This window comes from Ruminobacter amylophilus, from assembly GCF_900115655.1.
Taxonomy (GTDB): Bacteria; Pseudomonadota; Gammaproteobacteria; order Enterobacterales; family Succinivibrionaceae; genus Ruminobacter; species Ruminobacter amylophilus.
The window spans coordinates 33,919-54,701 of record NZ_FOXF01000009.1 but is presented as its reverse complement, the minus strand read 5'-3'; the positions used below and the strand labels follow the sequence as shown (position 1 = coordinate 54,701).

The 20,783-nt window shown below is 42.1% G+C and carries 19 protein-coding genes; 11 read left to right on the top strand and 8 right to left on the bottom strand.

All coding sequences use genetic code 11. The annotated features are described in order from the left end of the window. Positions 1 to 711: 711 nt before the first annotated feature. Positions 712 to 1,242, top strand: a complete 531-nt coding sequence (locus BMY80_RS03965) for a hypothetical protein (RefSeq protein ID WP_177178487.1) — start codon at positions 712 to 714, stop codon at positions 1,240 to 1,242. Positions 1,243 to 1,761: 519 nt separating this feature from the next. Here the strand turns inward: BMY80_RS03965 and BMY80_RS03960 are convergent. Together BMY80_RS03960 and BMY80_RS03955 are read right to left on the bottom strand one after the other, a co-directional pair. Continuing rightward, positions 1,762 to 2,880 (bottom strand): phosphoethanolamine transferase, encoded by a 1,119-nt coding sequence (locus tag BMY80_RS03960; RefSeq protein WP_177178486.1) that lies wholly within the window; start codon positions 2,878 to 2,880, stop codon positions 1,762 to 1,764. An 837-nt stretch (positions 2,881 to 3,717) separates the two neighbouring features. Further along, on the bottom strand, positions 3,718 to 3,915 hold the full coding sequence (locus tag BMY80_RS03955) for a helix-turn-helix domain-containing protein (RefSeq protein WP_093141117.1): 198 nt from the start codon (positions 3,913 to 3,915) through the stop codon (positions 3,718 to 3,720). Between the two features lie 232 nt (positions 3,916 to 4,147). Between BMY80_RS03955 and BMY80_RS12345 the strand changes: the two genes are divergently transcribed. The 10 genes from BMY80_RS12345 to rfbA all read left to right on the top strand — a co-directional run bounded on the left by BMY80_RS12345 (position 4,148) and on the right by rfbA (position 12,943). Next, the gene (locus BMY80_RS12345) at positions 4,148 to 4,363 is read left to right on the top strand and encodes a helix-turn-helix transcriptional regulator (protein WP_218140313.1); all 216 of its coding nucleotides are present in this window, start codon (positions 4,148 to 4,150) and stop codon (positions 4,361 to 4,363) included. Between the two features lie 64 nt (positions 4,364 to 4,427). Then, positions 4,428 to 4,931: a low molecular weight protein-tyrosine-phosphatase gene (locus BMY80_RS03945; RefSeq protein ID WP_342741910.1), complete on the top strand. Its 504-nt coding sequence runs from the start codon at positions 4,428 to 4,430 to the stop codon at positions 4,929 to 4,931. A gap of 214 nt (positions 4,932 to 5,145) precedes the next feature. Continuing rightward, on the top strand, positions 5,146 to 5,538 hold the full coding sequence (locus BMY80_RS03940; protein WP_093141112.1) for a diacylglycerol kinase: 393 nt from the start codon (positions 5,146 to 5,148) through the stop codon (positions 5,536 to 5,538). A gap of 14 nt (positions 5,539 to 5,552) precedes the next feature. Beyond that, entirely contained in the window at positions 5,553 to 6,149 is a 597-nt protein-coding gene (locus BMY80_RS03935; RefSeq protein WP_143066445.1) for a hypothetical protein, read from the top strand. 319 nt (positions 6,150 to 6,468) lie between these two features. Further along, the gene (locus BMY80_RS03930) at positions 6,469 to 7,047 is read left to right on the top strand and encodes a hypothetical protein (protein WP_031579383.1); all 579 of its coding nucleotides are present in this window, start codon (positions 6,469 to 6,471) and stop codon (positions 7,045 to 7,047) included. A gap of 177 nt (positions 7,048 to 7,224) precedes the next feature. Beyond that, positions 7,225 to 7,776 (top strand): SPFH domain-containing protein, encoded by a 552-nt coding sequence (locus tag BMY80_RS03925; protein ID WP_093141107.1) that lies wholly within the window; start codon positions 7,225 to 7,227, stop codon positions 7,774 to 7,776. Between the two features lie 61 nt (positions 7,777 to 7,837). Further along, positions 7,838 to 9,286, top strand: a complete 1,449-nt coding sequence (locus tag BMY80_RS03920; RefSeq protein ID WP_093141105.1) for a flotillin family protein — start codon at positions 7,838 to 7,840, stop codon at positions 9,284 to 9,286. A gap of 280 nt (positions 9,287 to 9,566) precedes the next feature. Further along, positions 9,567 to 10,886 carry a D-glycero-beta-D-manno-heptose-7-phosphate kinase gene (gene rfaE1 / locus BMY80_RS03915; protein WP_051621879.1) on the top strand — a complete coding sequence of 440 codons (1,320 nt, stop codon included), beginning with the start codon at positions 9,567 to 9,569 and terminating at the stop codon, positions 10,884 to 10,886. 58 nt (positions 10,887 to 10,944) lie between these two features. Beyond that, positions 10,945 to 11,931: an ADP-glyceromanno-heptose 6-epimerase gene (rfaD, locus tag BMY80_RS03910; protein ID WP_031579387.1), complete on the top strand. Its 987-nt coding sequence runs from the start codon at positions 10,945 to 10,947 to the stop codon at positions 11,929 to 11,931. 130 nt (positions 11,932 to 12,061) lie between these two features. Further along, the gene (gene rfbA / locus BMY80_RS03905) at positions 12,062 to 12,943 is read left to right on the top strand and encodes a glucose-1-phosphate thymidylyltransferase RfbA (RefSeq protein ID WP_093141102.1); all 882 of its coding nucleotides are present in this window, start codon (positions 12,062 to 12,064) and stop codon (positions 12,941 to 12,943) included. 250 nt (positions 12,944 to 13,193) lie between these two features. Here the strand turns inward: rfbA and ppk1 are convergent, their stop codons facing one another. The 6 genes from ppk1 to BMY80_RS03875 form a co-directional block, all read right to left on the bottom strand. Then, positions 13,194 to 15,332 carry a polyphosphate kinase 1 gene (ppk1, locus tag BMY80_RS03900; protein WP_093141099.1) on the bottom strand — a complete coding sequence of 713 codons (2,139 nt, stop codon included), beginning with the start codon at positions 15,330 to 15,332 and terminating at the stop codon, positions 13,194 to 13,196. 76 nt (positions 15,333 to 15,408) lie between these two features. Beyond that, complete coding sequence (locus BMY80_RS03895; protein ID WP_093141097.1) at positions 15,409 to 16,284, bottom strand: enhanced serine sensitivity protein SseB C-terminal domain-containing protein; 876 nt, start codon at positions 16,282 to 16,284, stop codon at positions 15,409 to 15,411. A gap of 232 nt (positions 16,285 to 16,516) precedes the next feature. Next, positions 16,517 to 17,416 carry a hypothetical protein gene (locus BMY80_RS03890; protein ID WP_093141094.1) on the bottom strand — a complete coding sequence of 300 codons (900 nt, stop codon included), beginning with the start codon at positions 17,414 to 17,416 and terminating at the stop codon, positions 16,517 to 16,519. Positions 17,417 to 17,437: 21 nt separating this feature from the next. Beyond that, complete coding sequence (locus BMY80_RS03885) at positions 17,438 to 17,797, bottom strand: outer membrane protein assembly factor BamE (RefSeq protein WP_177178485.1); 360 nt, start codon at positions 17,795 to 17,797, stop codon at positions 17,438 to 17,440. Between the two features lie 385 nt (positions 17,798 to 18,182). Beyond that, on the bottom strand, positions 18,183 to 19,196 hold the full coding sequence (locus BMY80_RS03880; RefSeq protein WP_093141092.1) for an SEL1-like repeat protein: 1,014 nt from the start codon (positions 19,194 to 19,196) through the stop codon (positions 18,183 to 18,185). Positions 19,197 to 19,357: 161 nt separating this feature from the next. Continuing rightward, positions 19,358 to 20,767, bottom strand: coding sequence for an MATE family efflux transporter (locus BMY80_RS03875; protein ID WP_093141088.1), 1,410 nt, complete (start codon positions 20,765 to 20,767; stop codon positions 19,358 to 19,360). Between the last annotated feature and the right edge of the window lie 16 nt (positions 20,768 to 20,783).

The window sequence follows — 20,783 nt, the reverse complement described above, 5'->3', positions numbered from 1 at the left end:
CAGGATAATAAAAGACTTCATGAAAAAACAATGTCCCATGGTGAAACTAACAGCGAGTGCTTTCCAAAAAGCACACCCCTAACAGCCGTATTTTATCAAAATTCCGCGAAATAATCGGGGATTTTTGGATGTTTTATGCCAAAAATCAAGCTTTCAAGCCAAGTTTTACTTCCTGTATTAATCATTGAATCCGTGGCGACAGCTTTATGACGGCAAATGTACAACTGAGTCAGGATTTCAGTTTTGTCTTACATTCTGCCGGCTCCCGTCCGGACTTTTAAACAATGCCGGCTTCACTGTTATGCGGCTGTTCAAATAAATGTAAAGGAAGCAGAATTGAGAAACACTGAAATGAAGCTGTAAAGCTTAAGTATTTCTGCTGTGCATAAAACGTTGTTTGTCAAATATACGGCTGATGAATGCTTATTTTGGTACAGGAATTTTTATGAATCCACAACAGAGGCTGAAATTGACTTAATAACTTTATCACAGCATGATTTGAGGAGTAGTGAAGCAGGCCTTCTGAAAGATCGGTTCCGTCCTCATTGGTTTTATATTCTTAATCGTCTTACTATCAATCTGATTTAGATTCATTAGAAATGAGGTGTCTGAAAATTTCCCGAAGGATAATTACAGCATACCAAATCACATGCAGAAGTTAGCACAGATACATACCTTATCCGAAACATCAGAATGTTCAGAATGAAGTTTTTGAAGAAGTTTGAAATACTTGCAATATCAATGGTAATTGCCATAGTACTAATCTTTTTTGTAATTCCGGTAGTTTATACTTCGTATATTGTATACACTTATTGGGCCGCCAGAAATCGTTTCACTTCCGAAAGAATCGAAAACTACTTCCTCAGCCAAACTTACAGAAGTGAAGGCAGTGACTATATGTTTAAGCTTTACAAAAAGCTAAACAACAGATATGTTATTGCTCTTCGGAGTGAGTCTGTCGTTTTAATTGATAGACATCCTGAGGAAATTCGTAGTTATGTATCTCCAGAAATAGTTTTTTTTGACAAAGAACAGATGCAGAGGTCAGCTAACAGAGAAAAAGCTGAAAATACCGTAATTACGCTTACCAAGGTTGACAACGCGTATATTCAGAACATGGAGGATGAAGATTGCGGAATTAAGTGTAAGACTATGTTTAGGGATCACTTGAGGTCCATAAAAATCAGAATTGAAGATAACGAACTTACCTACACAGGACTCAAACCCCTTCAGTATCATTAAGAAGCGGTATGAACGGCAAAGAGTCGTCATTCTCGGAAATCATGAAGTATTTTCAAATCCGTATATGATGAAGGATACCTTTACCGGCGATTTAATCATACCTGACGAAGCTGACGGCTGTTACAGAAAATTGGATATCCAGACAGGTGAGCTGACTGGAGAGATTTGCTCCTTGTATGCCAAAATCTTATTTGCATCGGTTACGATCTTTTAAAACTATCAAAAGATCCATTCTGTTGAGAGCTTTTTAAATTTGTCTTTAACTAGAGTTATTATTGTATCTAACATTGCACAATATTACTGATTAAAATAAAATTTAAAATGTAAATTTCTTCACGTGATAGAGGAGTATTCCGATTTTTTTCAATAAATACCGTCACTACGCTCACCCACAAATGAGGGGCAAAAGAATTAACGAATACTCATAAGCTTATTTTTAGGAATCTATACGATAAAGCAATCATGTTGATTCTGCTAGCTACTTTTATAGACATCTCCGACTGTGTGAATTAGGATAGATTATTTTGATAAATCTAAGGCCTTATCATCTTCTTTATCATTTGCAGTTATGTCATCAATCACAATATCTGTATAAATTTTGTCGGAAAATAAAGTCATATCTTCAAATAGTTTGCTCTTTACGCCGATCCAATGTGCAAATTCTTCGAAGAAATATATAGCACTTTTTCGAGAGGTATATATAGTATTTTTTTGGGTATCTGAAGATATTTTTACAAAAGGGATTTCATATTGTTTAATTCTATTAGGTTCATATGCAAAAACCTTCTTGTGTTTGTCATAACTCAGTGCATGATCAGAAATGTAGAACATGGAAAAACTTCTTCCACTATGTTCCTTGTTGTTTTGCAATATATTATAAAGTTCCCCCAATAATTCATCAGTTTGCTTAATAGAATTAATATAACATTCAATTTGTTTATTATGTTTGTTGTGTTCGAAGTGAAGTTTTTTTGAATAATTAATAACTCGACTACAAGGATCTATGTGCGATCCCATAAGATGAAGAACAAACAGGCGATAGGGAACTGTGGGTGATTGTTCAATGTATGACTTAAAAAAAGGGAGAAGATCGGAGTCTGAGAAGGGGGTGTCATCAAACGTGCCGTTTTTTAGAAAAATTACATGTTCTGATTCAATTGCAATCTTAGATACGGGGGTATCATAAAGACCGTTTCTTCCTTGGTTACTTAACCAAAAAGTTTCAAATCCCGCTGATTTTGCTAAAGATATTATATGTTGGCCATATTTGTAATTACGGTTATTCTTATCAATTAGATTTAATGTCTTTGTAAGTGATGATATGGTATTAAAATCTGATGCAGTGATGTTTGATAATACTTCTTTTTCTATAGAATCAAAAAATGGTGTATTTGGAATAGGGTATCCGTACAAATGCATGTAATCTCTTCTTGCAGACTCTCCTATCACAAGAACATAATCTTTGTATTTTGGAGATACTGAAGTAATCTGCCAGTCCTGTGGCAGCATCTTATTTGACATGACATTAAGTTCATTGTATGCATTGTATACATTATGAAAAAAATCAAGAGGTGGAACAACTATTATTAAAAGTGCAATAATAATTGCCTGATAGTTAGTTCGTGGTAACTTATTCATCCATTGAATCTTGAAGAGGTACTTCATTCTGCTAATTAATATAGTTACAACGAAGTATGTAATAATTTTGATAGATATTAGATAATCTCTTAACTCTATTATTGAGATATAATCTTTTATTTCCTGTGAGTCTGTTCCCAATAAAGAACCTAATAGGTAATAATTTGGGGGGCCGTATTTAGCGGCGACTGGGGCCTAAAGACAAGCGATAAGAACAATTGGAAATCCTATCCACCATTTTAATGATTTATTGCTAAAAACAAAAAAGAAAATCACTGTAAGCCATGAGGCACAAATTATTGTTTTAGATTGGCCTGTTCCGCGAATAGTGATAACACTTAATCTATAAAGAAAAAATACAAAGAAAGAATAATATAAAATATAAGCAAGATTTTTATGTTTACGAATAAAAATCTTCACCATTGTTGTAACTCTTGTTTTCATATTTCTTACAAATGCTATGTTTACTCTTTAAAGTAAAGAGAAAAATAGCCTCCTTGATAAATCTATTTACTAACTTTTAGATTAAATAGTGAATCAGATTTTTAAAAATACACCTGATTTAAGTGACGTTTCCCAATTATTAACAAATAGTTGTTATCATAGCTTATATTAATTTTTTTATCAAACCTGACTTTCGAATATATCGGAAAATTCTTGTGAGAATTTTAAAAATTCTAAAGAATTTGCCTCGTAATTTATCATGGATAAATATGGATTATTTGAACCGGTAATTCATGATTTTTTCATACTGCTTCTGTGTTAAAACAGCTGACTTAACCGGTAGTTTTGTAATATCCGTTATCTTGTTTAAAAAATCAGATTTAGTAAGGAGATTTACATACTTGCCGTTACGTTCATGTATTTGCGAACAGATTGCCTTGAAATTCCTAATTTTCTGGCTATTCCCCTGATTGACTGTCCTTGTTTAGAAAGTTCATTGATCTGATTTTGAAAGATTGAATCAAACATCTTGTAATACCGTTTTTTCCTTACGAGATATTCCGGCATTTTACGATTTTTGGCTTTTTTCATGACCACTCCGTTGTCTGTTTTTTCTTGTTTGCAGGTGGTCAACTTTTGCGATCGTTTAACAACCGTAAAAGCTAAATTGGGCTAATGGGAAAATGACATACGGAACAATGGGCTTATATTATTTTTTTCCTGTACCTTAGGTATAAAATCAAGGTACAGGAAAAAATATATCATAAACAAGACATACAGTTGTCATGTTTGCTTTGTTAGCATAAACAGGAAAGGTGAGCATATGGAGATTGACAGGCTGATCGGAATATTGTCGATACTATTGCAGAAAGAGATGATAACTGCACCTGAGCTAGCGGAGCATTTTGAAGTGTCCCGAAGAACGATAGGCAGGTATATAGAAGCTCTTTGCAAGGTGGGAATACCGATTCACACTATGCAAGGGGCCGGAGGTGGTATTTCCATTATGAACGGATACCGTATGGACAGGACATTTTGACATCCCGGAATATGCAGATGATTCTGGCCGGACTTATGAGCTTGGATAGTGTGAGCGGAAGTAGATATTACGGTCAGCTGATGGAAAAAATCCAGGCTGGATCGTCAGAACTTATCAGTGGCATATATGCAGATCTCCAATGGCTGAATTTACTTTTAAAAATATTGTCAATCAGCGTAATTTATCAGATCGTTTTGAAATCAATTCAGCTGCAACAAGTCGTGAGGAAATCTGGGGGAACAGAGGAAATCCAATCTATCCACCTGCTCAGGAACAGTTACGAAGACACCATATTCCGTTTACCGATCACAGAGCAACTCAGGTGAGCATTGAGGACTACCGCAGATATGATTATCTGGTGTATATGGACAGAAGTAATGAAATAAACCTGAAAAGAATTGTAAACGGAGATCCTGAAAACAAATGTTTCAGATTGCTGGATTTTACGGACAGTCCGAAAGATGTGGCTGATCCCTGGTATACCGGTGATTTCGAGCAGACGTACGAAGATCTTGTTAACGGATGCAATGCTCTGCTGTCTCTGATTATGGAAAAGAAAAACGGATAATTCCTGTCAGTAATGTTTTTGCCGTATAAATATTTTTGCTCACTATCCTGTCTTTCATACTGTTTTTAATTTTTACAGATGTTTATGTCACTTTTTGTTGTATGATAATCAGAAGATGTAACTGATGCTGATTGTCCGTTACGTAAAGGAAAGTTGAGCTTTATTGTCAGTTAAGATTTGAAAATTTTGTGGTTAAGTAAAGGAAAATATAAATATGGCTAAGACAGGAGCAACCGGCATTACCAGAATTATTAATGCCGGCAAATATAGTATAAAGGGACTGAAGGCTGCTTTTATCAACGAGGCGGCATTCAGGCAGGACTGCATTCTTTCCGTGATTCTTTTTGCATCTGCATTCTGGATTGTCAGTGACGCACAGGAGGCCAAGGCTCTTTATTTTATAGCTCTCATAAGCGGACCTTTTCTGGTACTTCTCGCAGAAATCATTAATTCGGCAATTGAAGCAGTTGTGGATCGTATCGGAGACGAGTATCACGAACTGTCAGGAAGAGCCAAAGATATGGGGTCAGCAGCTGTTTTTCTGACTCTGACATACACGGCGGTCAGCTGGATTGCCGTTATTCTCAGAGTGTATGTCGGCATTTAATAATGGAAAAGCAGATGATGCAGAAATCCTTGGATTGCCAGGAAATCAGTTCGGAGAACGCCGGCGGGGATAACTCATGCGAATCAGATTCATGCGATATTTCATCATCTGAATCTCTTTCAAAAGTTTCGCATCACAAGGACGCTGAGTCGCCTGAATTCACTGATAACAGAGAGGAAGCGATCACTCCTGAAGATTTGGAAAAGTTTCCCGAAATCATTAAACTGAGAAACAGACAGAAGTCGGCAAAAATCGGCAGGCTGTTTCTGGCATTGCTTGCTTTCAGGCCGCTCGTGACAGGAGCCATGACCGACAGCAATTTTTCTGCATATCTGTCAAAAATGAATTTCACTGCCGAGGAAATAACCGATACCCTGATGCCTCTGGCTTTTCTTCTTGTCTGGACGGTATTTAAAAACTACCGAATCGGATACGTGGCAGCTCTCGCCATTTTTGTGAGTGTTATCTGGCAGCTGGTCGAAAATCCATGGTTACTGAGTATTCATCCCATAATCAATGGATATTTTCTCTGTATCGCCGTGGTTGCATACGGAGCTCACAGTCAGGGCGTGGTGGAACGCATGAAGCCCTTTTTCAAGAATCTTGTTTAGTGATAATCTGCCGTCAGAAATTGCATGAATTCAGGTGTCGTGAGAGCCCAGAAAAAGCTCTCATGGCACCGTCACATAAATAATGTGATAATTCTCGAAATTTTACTTGTTCCTTGTTCGGTTTTTACTTATTAAATTATTCATTTATTTGATAATACAGACATGAAAATTCATATTTTTTCGTACAGTATCTCTTGAAAAAATATGAAGGACATTCCATGTATTAATTATGGAATGCATAAAAAAAGCGACGATTGAAAAAGTCGCACATGTGTGTTTGTTCGTGTGTTTTGTTAGATCTGTAATTAGGAGATTGACAATGGAATTTGCTCAGCTTTTTGATATGCCGTATCTGATTTTTTCCTTGCTGATATTTGCGGGTACGCTTATTTTTGTAATTCAGGTTTGTCTTTCTTTTATCGGTGTCGGCATTGATACGGAGGGAACAGGGCTTTGTGATCTCGGAGCCTCAGATTTTTCATTCAAATTCTTCTCTCTGATGTCCATCGCTTCTTTTTCGATGGTTGGCGGTACCGCGGGTCTGTATACAATTACAAGATTTGATGAACCTGGTGCTGTAGCGATAATACTTGCTCTTGCCGTTACCTGTGTAGCAGGATTAGGTATGGCCTATATCGTACACAAGCTCAGAGCCACAATCCTTAAACTTCAGAGTGAAGGTACCGTGGATATAGCAAATGCCGTAGGCAAGACAGCCAAGGTTTATCTGTCCATCAAGCCTAATCAGATGGGTAAGGTTGAAGTTGATGTTCAGGGGCGCCGCAAGTACATAGATGCTGTAGCGGAAGACTCTTCAGCAGAATTTTTAACCGGCTCTCTGGTTAAGATTGTCTCAAGCCGTGACGGAAATCTTCTGGTGGTTGCAAAACAGGAATAATGACCTGAACTGCCGGTGTCGCTGTTTCCCAGTGTTCAGAGACCGTGGAGACCGGAATGCCGGTATGTTACGGAAGTTTCATCTGAGAAGGTGATGTATATCCTGTCAGAATTATGGAACTTTTGCGGGTGTTATGTACTCTGATATGAAGTTTTTTGTTATGGAGTCTGTTCGGTTATGACCACTCTGATGATTGTTGTTTTCGTTGTTATTCCTGTTGCAATAGGATTGTTTGCTGCCAGATGTTATCGCAAGTGTCCTGCAGATAAGGTTCTGGTTGTATACGGATACTCTGCCGGAAAAGGTTTACAAACCTACTGTATACATGGTGGAGGAGCGTTCGTGATGCCTGTGCTTCAGGATTTTGCTTATCTGGATCTCAGACCGAGGAAAGGAAGTTTTGCGTTAGACAGAATTATGACAAAAGAAGGGAGTTACGGGGCAAAAGTCGGTTACACTGTGCAGATTGCGTCAGGTGAACCGGTTGTTGAGAACGCGGCGGAGTGTCTGTTAAATCAGTCTGATGAAGACATTATGAATATGGCAGACAACATTGTTGCCGGTGAGGTGCGCTGGTTAATCGCAAACTCATCTCTTTCTGACATCAGTGCCGTTGATGAAATATTTGTGGAGAGAATGAGGTGCAGGATCAGTCCGAAACTTGAAAAGATTGGTCTGGAACTGAGTGATTTTTCAATCAGTGAAGTTACGAAACAGATTGAAAACTGATTTGTTTTTTTTATTAAGCTATTTTTTTTGGATAAATCTATAACCATAGGAGAATATAAATATGCCTTATATGCTGATGGTGGCACTTGGTATAATCATAGTGTTCATAACCATTGTATTTCTGGTCAACAGATACCGCAAATGTCCTTCAGACAAGATTCTGGTAGTTTACGGTTTCATGTTCGGTGAAGGTCGTTCATCAAAATGTATTCACGGCGGTGGTACCTTCGTGTGGCCTCTGATTCAGGATTATGCCTACATGAGCCTTACTCCGATGACCATCAATATTCCATTAACCGGTGCTCTGTCACAGCAGAATATCCGTATTAACGTGCCATCAAGCTTTACCGTACAGATTTCTCCTGACGAAAACATTATGGGTAACGCTGCAGACTGTCTGTTAAATCAGTCAGTTGATGATATTGAAGACATGGCCCGTAACATCATTATCGGTCAGTTACGTCTTACCGTTGCATCTTTAACCATTGAAGAAATCAACGGTGACCGTGAAAACTTCCAGACCAAGATTCGTATCAATGTTGAACCTGAACTCAACAAAATCGGTTTGAATCTTATCAACGTAAACATCACCGATATCACCGATGAGGCTGACTACATCGCAAGTATCGGTAAGAAAGCCGCTTCTGAAGCTGTAAACAAGGCTAAGGTTGATGTGGCCATTCAGGATAAGCTCGGTTCTATCGGTGAATCTGAAGCAAGAAAGGATAAGGATATTCAGGTTGCCAACAACGATGCTTCCGCTCAGAAGGGTATCAAGAAGGCTGAAGCTGAAAAGCGCTGTTACGTTGCTGATCAGGAATCTCTGGCAATCAAGGGTGAAAACGAAGCTAAGCAGACCATAGCTCTGTCGAATGCTGAACTGAAGGTTATCGAAGCTGAAGCATTCCGTAAGGCTGAAGTTGCAAAGCGTGAAGCTGAAGTTGAAATTCAGAAGGCTCAGTACTCAGCAGAAAAGCAACGTTTGAATGCCGCTGAAGTGGCCAAGCAGGAAATTGACAAGCAGAAGATCATCATTGAAGCAGAAGCTGCAGCTGAAAAGGCAAGACAGATTGCACAGGGTGACGCAGACGCCATCCTCTTCAAGTATAAGGCTGAAGCAGAAGGTCAGAAGGCTCTGCTTGAAGCTAAGGCAGAAGGTTATAAGAGACTCGTTCAGAGTGCCGGTGACGACGTTAACGCGGCTTCAACCCTCCTGATGATCGAAAAACTTCAGGACATCGTTACTCTGCAGACTGAAGCTATTCGCAATATCAAGATTGATAAGGTTACCGTTTGGGATCGTGGCAACGGTTCAGGCGACGGCAAGACTTCAACAGCTGATTTTCTGTCAGGCATGGTAAAGAGTCTTCCGCCTCTTCATGATGTTGCAAAGATGGCAGGCTTACAGCTTCCAACCTATTTAGGTTCCGTAGGCGGTAAGGAAGAACAGGCCGCAGCTCAGGCTGCCGCAGCTGCCACTGCAGCACCAAAGGCAAATCCTAAAGCTTAATATTTAAGCTGGATTATCTAAGGGAGTCATGTTTTGTCATGACTCCTTTTTTTATGTGTTTATTCTCTTAATTAAACAGAATACGGTCTTTTAATCAGGCAGGAACGGACATATTGTCCGTAAAAACAGTCAAAGCAGTGAACCGCTGTGCATTTGTGGTTTATTATAATGCATTAAATCCCTTATAATATGGTAATATGTGCTAAGTTGTTTGGGATGACCTGCTCTGACTGACCGTACAGTCCGAATATGAACAATTTATAATAAGAGGATATACCGCATGTCTGCAACACGTTTGGAAAAACTCCGTAAAATCAGTCCTTTGGTTATCGGAGATATTATGCTGGATCGTTTTATTTACGGTAAAGTTGAACGAATTTCTCCTGAAGCTCCGGTGCCTATTTTCAAATACGATCATGAGAAGGAAATGCTTGGCGGTGCAGGTAACGTGGTGGCCAATATTACTTCCTTGGGCTGCAAGTGTGATTTTCTGGGAGTTATCGGCAATGATGCGGAAGGTCGCAAGATTTCATCACTCCTCAAGAATATCGGAGTGCACAGCCATCTGCTTCGTCTTAATGATTATCCTACAATTGTAAAAGCCAGACTTATTGCCGGAAACAATCATATTGTCAGAGTTGACCACGAAAAGAATCTTCCGATCATCGCCAATGTTCTTGACCGTTTTGAAAGCATTCTTATGAAGGCCATCAAAGGGGCTGATGTGGTTCTTCTTTCTGACTACAACAAGGGTATTCTTACCGTTGAAACCACTCAGATGATTATCAGCATCTGCCGTAAGCTGAACAAACCGGTTATTGCGGATCCCAAGGGGCTTGATTATTCAAAGTACCGCGGAGCCACACTGATTAAACCTAATCTCAAGGAATTCGGTGAGGCTACAGGCAGAAAATATTCTCCGAAGAGCGAAACCTTCCATGAAGAAGTTACAGAAGGTGCCGTTCGTCTCATGGAAACTCACGATATAGACAATCTAATTGTGACTCTCAGTGAGTACGGCATGCTTCATATTTCCAGAAGGGAAAAGAAGATTAATCATATCTTCACCGAAGCTCGTGAAGTTTACGATGTATCAGGTGCAGGCGATACCACCCTTGCCACACTCGGTATGGCCATCGGTGCAGGCATGGCGATCAAGGATGCCATGGTGCTTGCCAACAAGGCTTCCGGTATTGTGGTGGGCAAACTGGGGACAGCCACTGTTTCCTTCGAGGAACTCTGCAACGCCTGTTCCGATATCGGCAGGGCAAGAGCCGAAAGCTCAATGCTGAGTGACGATGACCTTGCAGCTCTGATTGCCAAGGCAGGAAAGCAGCACAAGTCTGTTAAGATTGTTTACAGTGATTTCACTTCTCTGAGTGCCGATCAGATTGAAAAGCTCAACGACATCAAATCAGGCTGTGACTGCCTGATTGCCGTTATCTGCGGTAAAAACGGCGGAAGTGAACTTGCCAGGGCAGTGCTCTGCAATCATATTGCCGTTGACAGCGTGGGCAGTACTGATGACATTAATGAGTTTTTACGGAAACATGCGGCTGATATAAGTCTGCATGAAGAAGATGTAATTTCTTTGAATTAAAGGAATTTAATCTGTTGACAGCCCGTGACTGTCAGTTTTTTGAATTGAGGAAAATTTTATGATTATCGTTACAGGCGGTGTTGGATTTATAGGTTCATGCATTGTAGCCAAGCTTGACGAACTGAACATTCATGATGTTTACGTTGTTGACTGGCTGGGAACAGACGACAGATGGAAGAATCTTGCCAAGCATGAACTCGGCGGAATCATTCTTCCGGAACAGATGGATGATTTTCTGGAGGCTCACAAGTCTGAAATCACCGCAGTAATCAACATGGGCGCTATTTCCACAACCACCGAGAGAGATGTTGACAGAATACTGACCAATAATCAGCAGCTGGCATGGAAGCTCTGGTGCTTCTGCCGAGACAATAATGCACAGTTTATCTATGCATCTTCAGCAGCTACCTACGGTTCAGGTGAAAACGGCTTTGATGACAATGCTTCTCTTGATTATCTCAAATCCCTGCGTCCTCTTAATCCGTACGGCTGGAGTAAAGCTTCCTTTGATGTCAAGGTTGCACGTGAAATTGCCGAGGGAAGAGCCACTCCAAAGCAGTATGCTGGTCTGAAGTTCTTTAACGTATACGGTCCTAATGAGTATCACAAGGGCGGTCAGAAGTCTGTTATCGCGCATATCTTCCCGTCTGTTAAGAACAATGAACCTGTTAAGCTGTTCAAGTCATACAATCCGAACTATAAGGACGGCTGGCAGCTGAGAGATTTCGTATACGTAAAGGATGTTGTTAACGTAATCGTATGGCTTCTTCAGCATCCTGAAGTAAACGGCCTGTTTAATGTGGGAACAGGGAAGGCACGTTCATTCTATGATCTTGCCAAGGCTACCTGGAATGCTCTGGGACTTGAAGAAAAAATCACTTTTGTGGATATGCCTGAAAGCATCAGAGACAGATATCAGTATTTTACTGAAGCAAACATGTCCAAGCTTCGCGAGGCAGGGTATGACAAGCCTATGACTTCTCTTGAGGAAGGCGTTGCAGACTATGTGATAAATTATCTGAACAAGGAAGATCCTTATCTGTAATACCTCTGTTCAGGTCTTTTATTTTTACGGCATTCCGGAGAGAAAATCTTCGGGATGCCTGTTGTATTAATCAGGTGTTTTTTTTTGCAGAAGCATTCCGTGTAATCCGGACTTAATTGAGGTTGAAATCATGAAGGGAATCATTCTGGCGGGTGGAACAGGCAGCAGACTCTGGCCTCTGACCATTGCCGCGAACAAGCAGCTGCTTCCCGTATATGATAAACCGATGATTTACTATCCTCTGTCCATTCTCATGCTTGCGGGAATCAGGGATATACTGGTTATTTCCACACCAAGGGATCAGTCTCTCTATCGCAGCCTTCTTGATGACGGTTCCCAGTGGGGACTCAGCATAAGGTATGCCGTTCAGCACAGTCCGAACGGAATAGCCGAGGCCTTTCTTATCGGAGAGGAGTTTATCGGCGGCGACAGCGTGTGCCTTATTCTCGGTGACAATATCTATCACGGTCACAAGTTTCCTGATCTGCTGCAGAAGTGTGCCTCCCTTCAGAGCGGGGCTGTGGTATTCGGTTACGTCGTCAACAATCCGGAAAGATACGGAGTGATTGAGTTCAACGACAGACAGGAACCGGTATCAATAGTGGAAAAGCCTGATAATCCGGTTTCCAAATATGCGGTAACCGGACTGTATTTTTACGACAACAGTGTTGTTTCATATGCTAAAAGCATTATTCCGTCTGCCCGTAATGAACTTGAAATAACCGATATAAACAATATTTATCTCAAAAACGGCAATCTCAGGGTTGAACTGCTCGGTCGCGGAGTAGCCTGGTTTGACATGGGAACTCCGGAACTTCTGCTGGATGCTTCATCGTATATCAGAACACTGGAAAAAAGACTCAACTGCCAGATATGTTCTCCTGATGAAATTGCCTACGAAATGCATTACATAGATAACGGTCAGCTTAGAAAACTGGCGGAAAAATATAAATGCAGTGATTACGGCAGGTATCTTGCCGAGCTTGCGGAAACTTCTGTTTTTCGTGAATGATGTCGTCACATGGAGATAATCCGTTACAGGAAAGATATTTATGCAGGTTAAAGACACTTTGATTCCTGACGTTAAAATTATAGAACCAAAAGTTTTCGGGGATTCAAGGGGGAAAAAGCAGTGACTGGCAAAAGGAACTGCGAAACGGTATAAGGTCTTATCTTCCTGATTAGCCGGCAGTTCAACAGTCGGATCCTTAAATGAAAATCCCGGTATGCGTGATACCGGGATTAATCTCTGACATCAGTGTTTATTTCGCCTTTTTATCAGCCTTTTTAACCTTTGTCGTTTTTTTATCCGTCTTTTTCTCGTCAGCTATCGGATTCAGCAGACTGAGGTTTCTTTCATGAGTCTGTACGTATTCATAGATGGCTATCTGGGAGCGGATCTTCCTGTGATTGCCTCTCTGAACGTACTGGTTGTCCTGTTCTTTATTGATGATTCTGGCTTTCATGTTGTCATTCAGCTGAATATTGAGAATGTTAAGAATGTGATTCTTCAGTTCAGGATCGTAGATTGGCGTACCTACCTCAATTCTTAAATCAAGATTTCTGGTCATCCAGTCGGCTGATGATATGTAAAGCTTAACATCTCCGTTGTTATGGAAGTACATGATGCGAGGATGTTCAAGGAAACGGTCAACTATGCTGATGCCCTTGATATTGTCGCTTAATCCCGGAACACCCGGAAGCAGAGAACACATGCCTCTGACGATAATGTCAATTTTTACACCCGCCTGGGAAGCCAGATACAGTTTATCGATCAGAGCTTTGTCCACGAGGTTGTTGACCTTCAGAATGATTCTGGCTTCAAGACCGGCCTGAACATTCTTGACTTCGTTTTCAATCAGTTCATAAATCTTTTTACGTGAATTGATAGGGGATACCATCAGATGATTGAACTTAGGTCTGGTGTAAGGGTACTCAATGAAGTCGAACACCTTTTCCACTTCTTCGGTAAGGTCCTGGTTCTTTGTGAAGAGGGCGAAGTCTGTGTAGATTTTAGCCGTTTTTTCATTGAAGTTACCGGTGCCGATGTGGGCATAACGGACAATGCCTCCGTTCTCGATTCTGGTGATGAGACAGAGCTTTGAGTGAATCTTGAGACTAGGCATGCCGAACAGCACCTTTACGCCGGCTTCGGTAAGTCTGCTGGCCCAGCGGATATTGTTCTCTTCATCAAATCTTGCCTTGAGTTCCACCACCACGGTAACATTCTTGCCGTTGTTGGCGGCATCAATCAGGGAGTTGATAACACGGCTGTTGCTGGCCACGCGGTAGATATTTATCTTTATGGATCTTACTGCCGGATCGTAAGATGCCTGACGCAGAAGTTCCGTGAAATATCTGAATGAATGGTAAGGGTAGTAAAGCAGAATGTCCCCGGCCGCTATAGCCTGAAACATGTTGCTTGCCTGATCGAATCTGTTGGAGTTCAGAGCCGGAAGCTTGGTGTGTTCAAGGTATTCCCTTCCCACATTCGGAAAACTGATGAAATCCTTGAAGTTGTGGTATCTGCCGCCGTCCATTACGGAATCCATGTCTTTGATGTGCAGCTGATTGATGAACTGCTCAACCATCCCCTTTGGCATTTCCCTGTCGTAGGCTACGCGGACCGGCATGGCGATAAGTCTCTGCTTGAGACTCTGTGACATGTTTTCGAGCAGGGTTCTGTCAATCTGAGCGGAAAGGTCATATTCGGCATCTCTGTTCATTTTCACGGTGTAGGCACAGATTTCGTCATAATCAAAAAGCCCGCGGAAAATGCGGTTGAGGCCGATGCGGATTACGTTATCAAGAATCATCAGCACCTTATCTTTCCTGTTGTCTGACGGAATCTGAATGAATCTTGGCAGATTGTCAGTCGGAATTTCAATAAGAGCGTACTGGTCCTTTTTATTCTTTTTGCTCATTTTTACAAAAAGATAAGGATATTTATCCTTGAGAAAGGTTACCAGGTCTATGTTTTCATTGATGATTACCGGGCTGATGTGTTTGAGCACGTTGGCGCGGAAGAAGTTTCTGACCCATTCACGCTGTGTTTCGGAAATCTGATTTTCGTCAAGAAGATAGATGTTGTGGGTCTTGAGCTCTTCCATCAGTTCCTTGTAGGTCTTGTCGAAAACCTTGCCCAACTGTTTTACTCTGGCGAGAGCCTTCTTCAGCAGCTGTCTTGCGGGAGAGTTCTGATTGTTTTCCTCGTCAATCATGACCTGTCTTTTCAGTTCGGCGATCTTAACCTTGAAGAATTCGTCCTGATTACTGGAATAAATGCCCAGAAAGCGTACTCTTTCAATAATTGGTACACTCGGATCCTGAGCTTCCTGCAGAACTCTTTCATTGAAAGAGATCCAGCTTAATTCTTTAGCCATTAAAACATCGTTTTTCATAAATAATCTTACTTCCATGAATTAACAGAATCAGAACGGAACGGCGTTTATGCCCGCCGTTTCAACAAATCCGGAATTAAAAAATTCCGAATTTCTTTTTGCGGTAAAAAGGTTTTGCTCCGGCAAGCGCTTCCTTAATGAAGTTGTTGTCTTCATCGTATCGCAGAAAATCCAGCGGCATGTCCTTGACGTGAGGAGTACACAGCTTTCCGAGATCCCTGAAAAGATGAGTGATGTCCTCATCAGGATCACTGGAATCCAGAATAATCAGGTAGCTGGAGTTGTTTGCGGTTTCAGCCTGCGGCCTTATCATCTTTCTCAAAAAGGCTCTTTCGATACACTTGTGGTTTCTTACCACGGCAGTAACGATGTCGGTGAGCGTCTTGGCTGAGGCATCCGGTTCGGTGATTACCACCTTTTCTCCCGCCTTGAGAGTATAGTTGCGGTTTCTGGACTGCTCCTCAGCTCTTTTGATAATGTCCTTGAGAAGAGGAACAGAGAGTGTCATGGCCATACCGAAAGGATTGATAACCATCCCCTTGATGCCGAGATTATCTGCAGTAACAGCCTTTGCGAGTGCCATGAAAGGCTGAACGAACATGCCTGAGCACGGAATGGTCATTTTGTCGGATTCTTCCTTGGAGGTGAACACCGGGCAGTAGGTTTCCTGTTCTTCATTGGTCAGGAACACCAGATTTATGGATGCGCCCTTGTTGATTATTACTTCACCCTGACTGTTTTTCTTTTCTTCGGTTCTGACAGCCTTGTCTTCATCAGAAATATTGAACGGAACCACCAGTTTCGCGCTGCAGAGAAGCTGAATAACTCTCTGGGTATTGATCTGAGTGTTGGATTCATTGAGATTTACAATGGCCTGTTCAAGCTTGTGATTGTCGATAACCGGTTCTGAACCGCTGCCGGTGCTGGTATTATTAGTATTGTTTTCTGACATCTGCTGTCCCGTTATTATTCAAATTATCATTTACGTTCAGGGGAGGAATGAGCCTGAAAGGGCTCCTCTGATACGTTAAACACACGTGTTCTATCATACAATTACGAACGGCGGGTGTGTGTGAACCTATCCAAAAATTTATCAGTTGTGACGGCTGAACTGCGGATTTTATGGGGTAATGACCTGCCGGTGAACTGAAAAGAGCGTGAATCGCGGAGCAGACAGTATTTTTCTACTCGTCATCCCTGGTATGCATTTCCACAATTTTCTGGTATTTTTTCTGGCACATCGGATGTTCGTTTCGGTATTTTATGCCTGATGCCGTATCCAGAATTTCCAGCGCTCTGACACTGCCGTATGCGGCGTAGTCTTCCAGCATTTTGTATCCGATGTCCCTGGTTTCCTTATGCCTGAAAAAGTATCTGGCTACATAAAGTTCCGGGGAAATGTTGTCTTCCCTGGTAAGAACTCCAGACAGTTCGTTCTGCCAGGCGTTGGCACTGTTATAATCCTTCATCAGATAGAAATCGAGGATAATGGCCGCAATATCTTCCGGAGTCTTAGGCTTGGCTGCCGCCAGATTGTTGTAGCTGTTCTGAAAATCCCTGTTAACCGGAAAAGCTCTTCTTTTCGGTATGTTTTTCATTGCTGAAGATGCGTCCGCTGAATTTGCGGTACCGGTTTTCTGACTATCGGGCTTCTGCTGAGCTTTGTCCGTCTGTTCGCCGGTTTTTGATGCGGATGTCTTTTCGTTCGCTGCGGAACCGTTTTGTGCAGCCATGTATTTTTTGAAGTCTACGGTACGTACTCTGATGTTGTCTTTTGCAAGAGTCATGCACTGGTTGTATTCGTACAGAAAACCTGACTGCTGCAGATACAGATAGTCAGGGGAGTTCCTGTCAAGTGTTGAGGCAAAGAGTTCCGCCAGTTTGTCGGCACTCTGATAAATTGCGATACCGCATTCCTTTGAATAGGCGTTGAATTTGTAGTCAAGGTCTGGTCTGTCGGTGAAAATGCCGTTGTTTGATGCCTTGAAGGTGTTGAGATGCAGAGGAAGCTTAGCCGGGTTTCTTTCCGGTATGGTAACGCAACCACTGACAAAAAAGGCAAGAATCAGCCAGCCGATTTTCATATGCTTCCCCGATGATTAGTCTCAGTACTGTGTAAGTGGAGTATAGAATTTCTGCGGCTTCTGAAAATCGCCGGAGATTTCACGTACAACCCTGTCTTCATCAAAGATAACTATCAGAGTCCGGTACTCAGGAGCATTCCAGCCCTCGCGGACGAAGTTGATGTAGTACCATCTTGAGTCATCAAGAGGATCAAGAAGCATAGGTGTTCCGAGCACGAATTTTACCTGTTCCTGGGTCATGCCTACACGGAGCTTGTCAACGTCCTTCTGTTCCGTGAAGTTTCCCTGATGCAGATCCGGTCTGTAGGCGCATCCCGCCTCAAATAGCATCACAAGGGTAATTCCGATGACTGATAAAAATCTGACTGTTGCTTTTTTCATATATGTTTCTGGGTGCGAAAGTCCGTCGTTTCGTGACGGAGGGATGAGCACCGTTTCCCTTATCCTTACCAAGTATTCAGGTATCTTTGAGATTAACAGGCTGTAAAACTTACATAATCTTACAGTCAAAGAATACCTTAAATCAAAATATCTTTTTATTTTAATGATAATTACTGAGATATTTACTGAATTTTTCGTATTCATACCGTACGGAGCGCACTTTTTAACCGGAAAAATACGCCGGCAGTTTTCCGCTGTTTAAGCACGCACTGTTTGCACGGATATCTAGTATATACTGCTTAACGGTGTTTGCAACAGGAACTTTTGACGTCCTCCGTGCGTTTCACCGCCTCAGGTATACTGTTTTTGACATCCGTTTCCGCTTTTAGTTGCATCCGACGTTGACAGCGGTCTGTCTGCCTGATTCCAGGGCGTCGTTAACTATTTTTTCTCCGGTCTTTTCGATCATGATTTTGATTTCATCCTTCTGTTCTCCTGATGGCGGGATGCCACGGCATACTCTGTATGCTTCGGCAAACATAAGACCTCTCAGTTTGCTGCTTATGTCATCATTGTGGCGGTAGAATTCAAAAAGATTCAGGTAGGCCTGTTTGAGCCCGGATTTCTGGGCGGCGGCTTCCATGAGATTTACCGGATAATCATGATCTTTCTGATATTCGTTTATGATGTGGGAAAGGAAAACCGCATCAATCCCCTTACTGTTTTTTCTCTCTTCTAGCTGTGCGGATATTTTGTCGATGATGTCTTTTTTCTCAAGAAGCCATTTGGCAGCATAAAGCCGTACGTGGTCATTCCCTTTTTCCAGAAGATCAAGCATTTCCCTGTTGCCTTTGCCGATGTCGTAGGGTACAAGTTCATCATAGTCGTCATGCAGTTTCATTTCTGCCAGTATGTACTGAGCCTTTTCGTTACCGCATGCCGCGGCTCTGTTAAGATAAAAAAGCCCCTGTTCGCCGGTGGCCTTGTTGTGAGGAAACTGCTGAATGTAGTTATCAAGAATGATTTCGGCAAGGGCCTCGTCAGCCGGAGGGAAGGAACTTTCCGCAGATTTTTTCATGAGATCAATGTATTTTCCCTGGTTGGGCATCTTGTGAATGCCTTCACTTTCAATTCTGGCAAGCAGGTAGTAGACACGCGGATCCTGGTGCTTTTCGGCTGATTTCAAACAGATTTTCGGAGCATTTTCATCTCTTTCGCTGTATGCCTTAAAACATTCCTTATAGGCTTTTTCCGCGGCCTGACTCATGCCGTCGGTTTTGAAGCAGGATGTTTTCTGAGTTTCGTTCTGGTCGCTGGCGGCGGCCTGTGACGAAAGGGAAAGGACGGAAAGGGAAAGCAGTACAGAAGCAAGTTTTATCAGTTGATATCGGCTGGACATGTCATCTCCGTAATACAAAAACTCAGGAACGGGAATAAAAAACAGGTGGATGATTAACCACCGGTAATATTATATTAATTTTTCCGGGAACGTGAACACACGCCTGAATCGGTTTGAGATTTTTAGCAAATTTTCAGGCGTTTGAACCGGGTACCGCTCTGTCAGTAACGGTAGATTTTGAATTTATGATGTCTGAAGAGGTAGATGCTTCTTGCGCCGAAGGCTATGGTCAGACTCCAGTAGCAGAAAACCAGAATGCCCCACAGACCATAGAGGCCGTATTTTCTGCCGAAGAAATCGGTAAAACCGATCAGATAACCAAGAGGCGCGCTCATGCACCAGAGAACCACGAAATTCACGAGCATCATGGTTTTGGTATCCTTGAATCCGCGAACGATTCCCAGACAGATTCCGAACAGTGCGTCCTGTACCTGAAACGCGAGTATGGCAAAAAACAGTGGGGCGGCCAGTTTGTGCAGTGCCGGATCCTCCGTAAAGAATGAAATGATTTCATGACGGAAGAAGAAAATTGAAAAACAGACCGGAAGGATAATGGCATGAGAGATTATTGCCGTTGCTTTAACCGAAAGCAGGGCCATGCTCTTGCTGCCGACGGCAAGATTGTTGCTGATTCTGATGGCCTCGGCCGTAGACACTGCTACAGGAAGCATGAATACCATAACGCTGATGATGCTGGCAATCTGATGCGCGGCCGTATACTGAGTTCCCAGAAAGCCGGTTGCGTAGCCGAAAATGTAGTAGGTGAAGTTTTCAATCAGCAGGGCAACGGAAACCGGAAAACCGATTCTGGATACGTGCTTGATGATTGAGAAATCGGTATTTTCCTTTTTTCTGAGAATGTTGAAATCCTTAAGCCTGCTGTTGTATCTGCAGTAAAGGTAGATAATCCCGAAGGATGTCCATGCGATGATTGCCGTGGCCACGCCGCAGCCCACGGCGCCCATTTCGGGGATTCCCAGTTTTCCGTACATGAATATGTAGTTAAGAGGAATGTTCATAAGAACTGATACCAGACCGATAATCATGGTTGGAATAGCTACCATAACGCCTTCTGCAGTGTTTTTAAGCAGGTGATAGAGACTGAGTCCAGGCAGAGCTATAACCACGAGATCGATGTATTTTACCGCCTTGTCAATGACCTCAGGTCCCAGATTGGTGTATTTAAGCATGAAGGAAGGCATTATCAGCAGGAATATCATGGAAAATGCCGTTACGATCATCAGAGGAAACAGTGCGTTGTGCGTGTACTTCGGAATTTCTTCCGGATTATTCTGACCGAGCAGCTGGGCAATAATCGGGGAAAGCCCCAGACAAAGACCTATGCAGAGCAGGGAAAAAGGAATCCAGAAACTGCAGCCGACGGCGATTGCAGCCAGATCCGTCATCCCGAGATTTGAGGCCATGATGGTGTCGATAAAACCCAGCAGGGACGTACTCAGCTGTCCTATGAGAATAGGTATGGCAAGGTGTAACTGCTGCATTATTTCTTTTTTTAAACTTCCCTTGTACGTACTGTTGTACATGGGCGCTTTGTTGCTGTTTGAATCCATGGATTTTATTATTTTC